Source organism: Saliniramus sp., from assembly GCF_035311605.1.
Taxonomy (GTDB): Bacteria; Pseudomonadota; Alphaproteobacteria; order Rhizobiales; family Beijerinckiaceae; genus Saliniramus.
This window is the reverse complement of sequence record NZ_DATGCW010000282.1, coordinates 1-7,912: the sequence shown is the minus strand read 5'-3', so window position 1 is coordinate 7,912 and position 7,912 is coordinate 1. Positions and strand designations below refer to the sequence as shown.

Sequence of the window (7,912 nt, the reverse complement as noted above, 5' to 3'; positions counted from 1 at the left end):
CCGACGAGGCCACGCACCACCGAGAGGCCGAGGCCGGTTCCCTCATGTGCGCGATCGTAATTGCCGCTGCCATGGCCGCTGCCGGCCTGGAAGAAGGGATTGCCCAGTTGAGCGAGATCCTGTGCGGCGACGCCGATGCCCGTATCGGAGACGGTGATGCGCATGCGCCGCGCATCGGCACGCAGCCCGAGGCAGACGCGACCGCCATCCGGCGTGAACTTCACCGCATTCGACAGAAGATTGATCAGGATCTGCCGACAGGCGCGCTGATCGGCGGTAATGCCAGGCAGATCCTGCGGGATGTCGAGATCAAGCGCGACATTGCGGCTCTCGGCCTTGAGGCGCATCAGCTCGATGCTGCCGTGGGCGAGCGCGGCCATGTCGAAACGGGTCGCGGTGAAATCGAAATTGCCGCTTTCGATCTTCGAGATATCGAGCAGCGCATTGACCACCTCGAGCAGATGGTGCCCCGATTCGCCGATGATGCGCGCATAGTCGCGGCGCTGCTCGGCATCGAGGTAGCTCATGCTGTCGGAGGCCAGGATTTCGGAGAAGCCAATGATCGCATTGAGCGGAGTGCGCAGCTCATGGCTCACCGTCGCGAGGAAGCGGCCCTTGAGCGCATCGGCATTCTCGGCGCGAAGCCGGGCTGCTTCGAGCTCGTCCTCATGCTGCTTCTGCCGGCTGATATCGCGCATCACGGCGATGACCGGGCCGGGACGGGAAGCCTCGCCTTCGAGGCGATAGGCGCGCATCTCGACCCAGATCACGCGACCATTCTCACCGGCGAAGGCATCGCCGTAATGCAGGCGCAACTGTGCACAGACATGCGTCGATCCCGTGGCGGCATCGCTGAGCGCCTTGAGATAGGCGGGACGATCCTGGATATGAACGCGCCCGAGCAGGCCGCGCTCCTCGAGGGCGCCCGAGGGCACGCCGAGCAGTTTCATTGCACCGGCGCTGGCATGGCTGACATGGCCGTTACCATCATGCCAGGTGACGAGATCGTCGATGATCTGGAGCAGATGGCGATCCTGAGCATCGCGCCGGGCGATCTCGCGGCGGTCATCAGCCTCGCGGCGCGAGGCGGCCGAGACCAGGGCGCCGGCATGAGCGATGGCGACGAGCGCGAAGACCGGTGTTGCGATATAAGGCAGCCAGCCCGCCTGGGTCGCGCTGTTGTCCATCAGCGCGATACCCACGACGGCGATGATGGCGACGAGCGTCGTCGCCGTCGCCGAGCGGCGCGAGCCCGAGAGCAACGCTTCGAGGGGTACGGTGACGAGCCAGATCGTCGCGGCGGAAGCGAGCCCGCCGGTCGTGCCGGCAATCGCCACGATCAGCCCGGCAAAGGCGATGGCCGAGATCGTATGCGCCAGCGGCAGGGAGCCGGTGCGTGACAGGGCGAGGGCGGCGAAGAGCGGAGCGATCAGGCAGGCGAAGACGACGTATTCCGCCGCATGCGGGGCACCGCCACGCATGGCAAAATAAACCGGAAGACAGGCAAGGGCGATCACACCCATGATCAGGCGTGTCGCGATGAAGCGGCGATGCCGCGACGCTTCCGCAGGCTCGCCCCGCGCCGAATCATGCACGAGATCGGCCAGTCTGCGTTGCAATTCCGAGTACCTGTCTGTCTTGACCATGCTGAACGCGAAAGCGCCGCGCTCCCTGTCTGTCGATTGCGGGGATATTCACAGGGGTGACTTAAGCGAACACTAAGGCGACGATACCGATCGGCAGGGCCATGGTTTATGGCGAATGCTTCGTTAACGCATGAAGCCCATCGACGTCTCCTTTCCGGACGCGCAGATACGGCCCGTTAACTTTGCGCGATGATCAGGGTGTGATCGGCGCGCGGCGGAAAGGGGCGATTCACGCTTTGCGCCCAATGCTCGCGCGCACAACCGGAGAGCCAGATGTCCTTCCTCATCCGTTTCCTCGCCGTCGTGTCCGTGATCTTCTACTTCTCACCGGAACGGGGAGGGGGGAGCGAGGGCGTTGATCGGACACCGGCCGTGGCAAACAGTCTGCCGGCTCCTGCCCCCTTGCTCGATCCGATGCAGGAGGCGACCGCGCCGCGCCGCGAAGACACGCCTGTGGATACGATCGCGGCAATCCTCCAGCGCGAATACGGGCAGGACCGGGACGCGATCACCCAATATGCCCGCGAGCGCCTCGCCGAGGAGATCGCGCGCGGCGTGGGGCTCGATAGCACCACGACGCGTGAGTGAGTGTGACGGTCGGTCGCCATCGCCTGATCCGACGGGCAGAATTTTTTTGATTGGGCGCGCTGCCCCCCTTGCGCGCGCGCCACCGAGAGCCATCATAGAGACATGATGCCGACATTCGACGAAATCCTCGCCAATTTCGAATTTATCGACGATTGGGAGGAGCGCTATCGTTACATTATCGAACTTGGAAAGCTCATGCCTGCGCTTCCCGAGGAGGCGCATAACGACGCCAACAAGGTGCAAGGCTGTGCGAGCCAGGTCTGGCTGGAGACGCATGTGGAGCGCGCCGAGGGTGCACCCGTGCTGAATCTGCGCGGCGACAGTGATGCGCACATCGTGCGCGGCCTGGTGGCGCTTTTGATCGCACTCTATTCCGGGCGCCGGGCGGGCGAGATTCTTGAGACCGATGCGGCGGAGATCTTCGATTCGCTGGGCTTGTCGGAGCATCTAACGCCGCAGCGTTCGAACGGTGTGCGCGCGATGGTGCAGCGCATCCAGCATGACGCGAAGGCGGCGCTGGAAGAGGCGGCCTGATACCACCTCCTGCGAAAGTTTCCTGGTGGTGCGCGGCTCAGCTTCCGGCAGCTGCCGTGCGTCTGTGCGATGTCTGCTGGAAGAACAGGGCCTGGCTGATCACGGCGGAAACATTGGCCGGCTGAAACGGCTTGGCGATCAGGAAGGCCGGTTCGGGGCGTTCCCCGGTCAGGAAACGCTCCGGATAGGCGGTAATGAAGATCACCGGCACCTGGAAGGTCTGAAGAAGATCGTTCACCGCATCAAGACCCGAGGAGCCGTCGGCCAGCTGGATATCGGCGAGAATCAGTCCGGGACGCTTTTCACCCGCGAGCGTCACGGCTTCACTGCGTGTACGCGCGACCCCGGTCACCTGATGGCCAAGACTCTCGACGAGGCTCTCCAGATCCATGGCGATCAGGGGTTCATCTTCGATGATCATGATCTGCGTCGCGATATCGGCAGCGAGTTCGCGCCCTGCATCATCGACAAGCGCCCGCACGGCGCCGAGATCGCTGTCGAGGATTTCGGCGACTTCCTCCTCGGCGAAGCCTTCGAGCGATGACAGCAGAAAGGCCTGGCGCGGAAGAGGGGTGATCTCGCCAAGCCGCGCTTCGGCGGGCAGGTCACGCTCGATCGTCTCGCGCTGCTCGTTCACGGCGAGCGAATTCCAGATCACCGTGAAGACGCGAAACAGCGCCAGCCGCGGCGGAGCGGCTTCGTCAAGGGGGGAGGGGTCGTTGATCAATGCCTCGAGCGTCGCGGCGACATAGGCATCCCCGGCTGCCTGGGACCCCGTCAATGCGCGTGCATAGCGTCTCAGATAGGGCAGTTGCGGGGCAACGAGCTCGGCAGTCGACATACGGTGTCATCCTTATACTTTGTCATCCGGGTTCGGCAGGCACGATCCCGGTGCCCGGTCACGCGAAACAGCCTGAATGTGCTTGCATCGCCCGAACATCAACCACGGACGTGCACGCGCACCTACCGTTGATAACGCGCGATGTTTCCACAGGTTCCCGCCCAAGTCGAAAAATTTTGCAACAACGCCGCTTTGCGCGGAACTTCTCTTCTCCTGCTGCATTGAACTCGTGCACGACGTGATTTTCCCAAGCCTTTCGATGGCTTTCACGCGGTGAAAATGAGGCATTGTTCCATGAACAGACGAGTGGAGCCACGGGCTCTGTCAGCCGTCGCCGACGGGGTGACATCCGGCGGATCTCCGTTAAGACAACAGGCAAAGCGAGAGTTGAGCGCCCGTGACGCGGTGGAGCGGGTGCGTGATCATCGGGGGCAGGACGACATGGCCGATCGCGAGAAGGGCGGGGTACCGGGCGCCGGAACGGGCGCCGATGCGGATCATCACAAGCCGCAGCTCGACAGACCGACGCAAACGCGCATCGGCGATCAGTTGCGCTCCATGTATGCCGAATTGATGGATCAGCCCGTGCCCGATCGCTTCCGCGCGCTGCTCGACCAGCTCGATGATCCGGAAAACAAATCAAAGGCGGATCGGGAGGATGGCCAATGAGCATTGAGCCCGAATTGCGTGACGAACTGCTCGCAGCGGTTCCCAGCCTGCGCGCCTTCGCCATATCGCTTTGCGGCAAGGTCGACCGTGCCGATGATCTGGTGCAGGATACCCTGATGCGCGCTCTGGCGAATATTCATCGCTTCCAGCGCGGCACCAATCTCAATGCCTGGCTTTTCACGATCCTGCGCAATCTGTTCCATTCGGAATTCCGCAAGCGCAAGCGCGAAGTGGAGGATCCCGACGGCAATTACGCGGCCAATCTGGTGAGCAGGCCGGAACAGGGTGCGCATCTCGATTTCGAGGATTTCCGCGCGGCGCTGGCCCAGTTGCCGGACGATCAGCGTGAGGCGCTGTTGCTGGTCGGCGCCTCCGGCTTCTCCTACGAGGAGGCCGCCGAGATCTGTGAATGTGCGGTGGGCACGATCAAGAGCCGGGTCAACCGCGCCCGCACGCGGCTGGCCGAGATGCTCGACCTGAACGATGACAGTGCATTGGGGCCCGATCAGATGACCCGCGCGGCGCTGCAGCAGGCGGCGAGTTGAGCCGGAGCAGTGCGGATGTGCGGAACGCGCCAGCTGCCATCCGCAAAACCGCGCAGTCGACAGGCATTGCCGGATACGCTTAGCTCAGGGCTGAGGCGCACCGGTGCGCGGAAGCTGACGACGAGACGGTCATGGCCGCAGCCAATGGCACCCCCGATATCGAAGATCTGGCCCGGGTCGCCGTGACGGCGGGTCGGGCCATCATGACGATTTATACCGGGCCCTTCGACGTCGAAGCCAAGCCCGACGATTCCCCCGTTACCCGGGCCGATATCGAAGCCGAAGACGTCATTGCGGCCGGGCTTGGCGAGATTGCTCCCGATATTCCGATCGTGGCCGAAGAGGCTGCGGCAGCCGGCGACATCCCGGATGTCGGGGACCGGTTCTTCCTCGTTGATCCCCTTGATGGAACACGCGAATTCGTCGAGCGTAATGGCGAGTTCACCGTCAATATCGCGCTGATCGTTGATGGTGAACCGGTGATGGGCGTCATCCATGCACCGGCGCGCGGCGAGATCGTCTTCGCCGACGGCACCCGTGGCGCCTTCGCGGGGCGGGTCGATCTCGAGGAAGATGAGCCGGTGATCAGGGATATCCGCCCGATCCGGGCGCGCAACGTGACCGAAGACGGGGCGGTCGCTCTGGTCAGCCGTTCGCATTGTAATGCGCAGACGCGCAAATCGCTGGCGCGCTTCGCGCCGGGGGCGGTCGAGCCGCTCGGCTCTTCCCTCAAGCTCTGCCGGATCGCGCAGGGTGCGGCCGATCTCTACCTGCGCCACGGCCCCACCATGCAATGGGATACGGCGGCGGGCGATGCGATCCTGCGGGCGTCGGGGGGGTGCGTGGTCGATCTCGCCGGCGCGCCGCTGCGCTATGCGCGACAAGTGGCCGGGGTGGACCGCGATTTCGGCAATCCGGATTTCTGCGCATTCGGTGACGCGCGGTTGAAGGCGCGACTCTAGAGCCCTCACAGGCCACGCAGCTTGCGCAGGCCGCTTTGCACCCGCACCCCCGGCAAGGCCGTTCCGGGCCCCTCATGAAACTGGTAAGCCTGAACCCGTTGAGCCGTGGCGGGTGCAAGCCACGACGCCGATGAGGGGGGCAATCATGAGCGACGATCACAAGAAGGCACCGGCATCCGGGCTGCGCAAGGGGCTGACGAGCTATGGCGATGCGGGGTTTTCGCTGTTCCTGCGCAAGGCCTTCATCAAGGCGGCGGGTTTTTCCGATGATGCGCTCGACCGCCCGATCATCGGCATCACCAACACGTTTTCCGATTTCAACCCCTGCCACGGCAACGTGCCGCGCCTGATCGAGGCGGTGAAGCGCGGTGTCTTGCTGGCGGGTGGCCTGCCAATGGAATTTCCCACCATCTCGATCCATGAGAGCTTTTCGAATCCCACCTCCATGTTCCTGCGTAATCTCATGGCCATGGAGACCGAGGAGATGGTGCGCGCCCAGCCGATGGATGCGGTGGTGATGATCGGCGGCTGCGACAAGACCGTCCCGGCCCAGCTGATGGCGGCGGCGAGCGCCGATATTCCTGCCATCCAGCTGATCACCGGGCCGATGCTCGTCGGCCATCACAAGGGCGAGGTGCTCGGCGCCTGCACCGATTGCCGCCGGCTCTGGGCGCAGCATCGCGCCGGCGAGATCGACGAGGCGGAGATCGAGGCGGTGAGTGAGCGGCTCGCACCGACGCAGGGCACCTGCATGGTGATGGGCACGGCGAGCACGATGGGCTGCCTCGTCGAGGCGATGGGCATCGCCCTGTCTGGCACTGGCACGATCCCCGCCACCCATGCCGACCGGATCCGTTCGGCGGAGGCCAGCGGCCGGAAGGCCGTGGCTCTGGCGAAAGCCGGGACGCGCCCGACGCAGATCCTGAACAAGGCCGCCTTCCACAATGCGATGGTGGTGCTGCAGGCGATCGGCGGCTCGACCAATGCGGTCGTGCATCTCGCCGCGATCGCAGGCCGGCTCGGCTTCGATTTCGACCTCGAAGAACTCGACCGTCTCGGCCGCGAAGTGCCGGTTCTGATCGATCTCAAGCCTTCCGGCGCGCATTACATGGAGCATTTCCACTGGGCCGGCGGCATGCCGGCGCTCCTGCGCGAATTGCGTGATCACCTGATGCTGGATGCGCCCACCGTCGATGGCGTGAGCCTGGGTGAAGTGATCGACCGGGCCGAGGACGTACCGGGCCAGAGCATCATCCGCACCCGCGACAACCCCTTGAAGAGCGGTGGCGCGACGGCAGTTCTGCGTGGCAATCTGGCCCCCGACGGCGCCATCATCAAGCAATCCGCAGCGTCGCCCGAACTCCTGCGCCATACCGGACGCGCGGTGGTGTTCGATTCGGTGGAAGACATGACCAACCGCATCGACGACCCGGATCTCGACGTGCGCGCCGATGATATCCTCGTCCTGCGCAATGCGGGCCCCAAGGGCGCGCCGGGCATGCCTGAAGCCGGTTATCTGCCGATCCCGCGCAAGCTCGCCCGGCAAGGCGTGAAGGACATGGTGCGCATCTCCGATGCGCGGATGAGCGGCACGGCCTTCGGCACGATCGTCCTGCACATCGCCCCGGAAGCCGCTGTCGGCGGCCCGCTCGGCCTGGTGCGCGACGGTGATACGATCAGCCTCGATGTCGAGGCGCGCAGGCTCGATCTCGACGTCGCCGAAGACGAACTCGCCCGCCGCCGTGCGGATTTCGCCCCGCCGCCCCATATGGCCGGTCCGCAACGCGGCTATCGCGGCCTCTATCTCGCGCAGGTGAACCAGGCCGGAGAGGGCTGCGACTTTGATTTCTTGCGCAAGGACGGCGAGATCTGAGGGGAAGGTCTCGTTGGAGAGAGACCGAGCCGGATTCGTGACAGTTGGGGATGGTTAAATGAGCATCCCGGGGCAGCCGCGCCGCTCCGGGATGTCGATCTCCTGGATGCTGATCATCAGGCCCGTTCAGGCGGCGACGTGGTACTGTCCCTCCTGCGAGCCGTCTATGATGATCTGCGGGGTCTCGGCTGCGGGGGTGCACCAGGCTGACAGGTCCGCGATGCGCGGATTGTCGATCTCCAGCGCCTGTATGG

The 7,912-nt window shown here is 64.4% G+C and carries 8 protein-coding genes; 6 read left to right on the top strand and 2 right to left on the bottom strand.

The window, feature by feature from the left end:
* On the bottom strand, positions 1-1,619 hold a 1,619-nt coding region (locus VKP01_RS12775; protein WP_324412859.1), incomplete at its 3' end, for a sensor histidine kinase.
* 300 nt (positions 1,620-1,919) lie between these two features.
* Between VKP01_RS12775 and VKP01_RS12770 the strand changes: the two genes are divergently transcribed.
* Both VKP01_RS12770 and VKP01_RS12765 read left to right on the top strand, forming a co-directional pair.
* Positions 1,920-2,234 carry a hypothetical protein gene (locus tag VKP01_RS12770; protein WP_324412857.1) on the top strand — a complete coding sequence of 105 codons (315 nt, stop codon included), beginning with the start codon at positions 1,920-1,922 and terminating at the stop codon, positions 2,232-2,234.
* Between the two features lie 105 nt (positions 2,235-2,339).
* Positions 2,340-2,768 carry a SufE family protein gene (locus tag VKP01_RS12765; RefSeq protein ID WP_324412860.1) on the top strand — a complete coding sequence of 143 codons (429 nt, stop codon included), beginning with the start codon at positions 2,340-2,342 and terminating at the stop codon, positions 2,766-2,768.
* A 37-nt stretch (positions 2,769-2,805) separates the two neighbouring features.
* Here the strand turns inward: VKP01_RS12765 and VKP01_RS12760 are convergent, their stop codons facing one another.
* Entirely contained in the window at positions 2,806-3,609 is an 804-nt protein-coding gene (locus VKP01_RS12760; protein ID WP_324412855.1) for a response regulator, read from the bottom strand.
* Between the two features lie 387 nt (positions 3,610-3,996).
* Between VKP01_RS12760 and VKP01_RS12755 the strand changes: the two genes are divergently transcribed.
* The 4 genes from VKP01_RS12755 (at position 3,997) to VKP01_RS12740 (ending at position 7,658) form a co-directional block, all read left to right on the top strand.
* Entirely contained in the window at positions 3,997-4,278 is a 282-nt protein-coding gene (locus VKP01_RS12755) for a NepR family anti-sigma factor (protein WP_324412853.1), read from the top strand.
* Positions 4,275-4,823: a sigma-70 family RNA polymerase sigma factor gene (locus VKP01_RS12750; protein WP_324412851.1), complete on the top strand. Its 549-nt coding sequence runs from the start codon at positions 4,275-4,277 to the stop codon at positions 4,821-4,823. The genes VKP01_RS12755 and VKP01_RS12750 overlap by 4 nt, the downstream gene beginning before the upstream one ends.
* Positions 4,824-4,954: 131 nt before the next feature.
* On the top strand, positions 4,955-5,785 hold the full coding sequence (gene cysQ / locus VKP01_RS12745) for a 3'(2'),5'-bisphosphate nucleotidase CysQ (RefSeq protein ID WP_324412849.1): 831 nt from the start codon (positions 4,955-4,957) through the stop codon (positions 5,783-5,785).
* A gap of 145 nt (positions 5,786-5,930) precedes the next feature.
* Entirely contained in the window at positions 5,931-7,658 is a 1,728-nt protein-coding gene (locus tag VKP01_RS12740) for an IlvD/Edd family dehydratase (protein WP_324412847.1), read from the top strand.
* The last annotated feature ends 254 nt before the right edge of the window (positions 7,659-7,912 follow it).

Coding starts and splice junctions, on each gene's coding strand:
- VKP01_RS12770 (WP_324412857.1), top strand. CDS start 1,920: ATGTCCTTCCTCATCCGTTTCCTCGCCGTCGTGTCCGTGATCTTCTAC.
- VKP01_RS12765 (WP_324412860.1), top strand. CDS start 2,340: ATGCCGACATTCGACGAAATCCTCGCCAATTTCGAATTTATCGACGAT.
- VKP01_RS12760 (WP_324412855.1), bottom strand. CDS start 3,609: ATGTCGACTGCCGAGCTCGTTGCCCCGCAACTGCCCTATCTGAGACGC.
- VKP01_RS12750 (WP_324412851.1), top strand. CDS start 4,275: ATGAGCATTGAGCCCGAATTGCGTGACGAACTGCTCGCAGCGGTTCCC.
- cysQ (WP_324412849.1), top strand. CDS start 4,955: ATGGCCGCAGCCAATGGCACCCCCGATATCGAAGATCTGGCCCGGGTC.
- VKP01_RS12740 (WP_324412847.1), top strand. CDS start 5,931: ATGAGCGACGATCACAAGAAGGCACCGGCATCCGGGCTGCGCAAGGGG.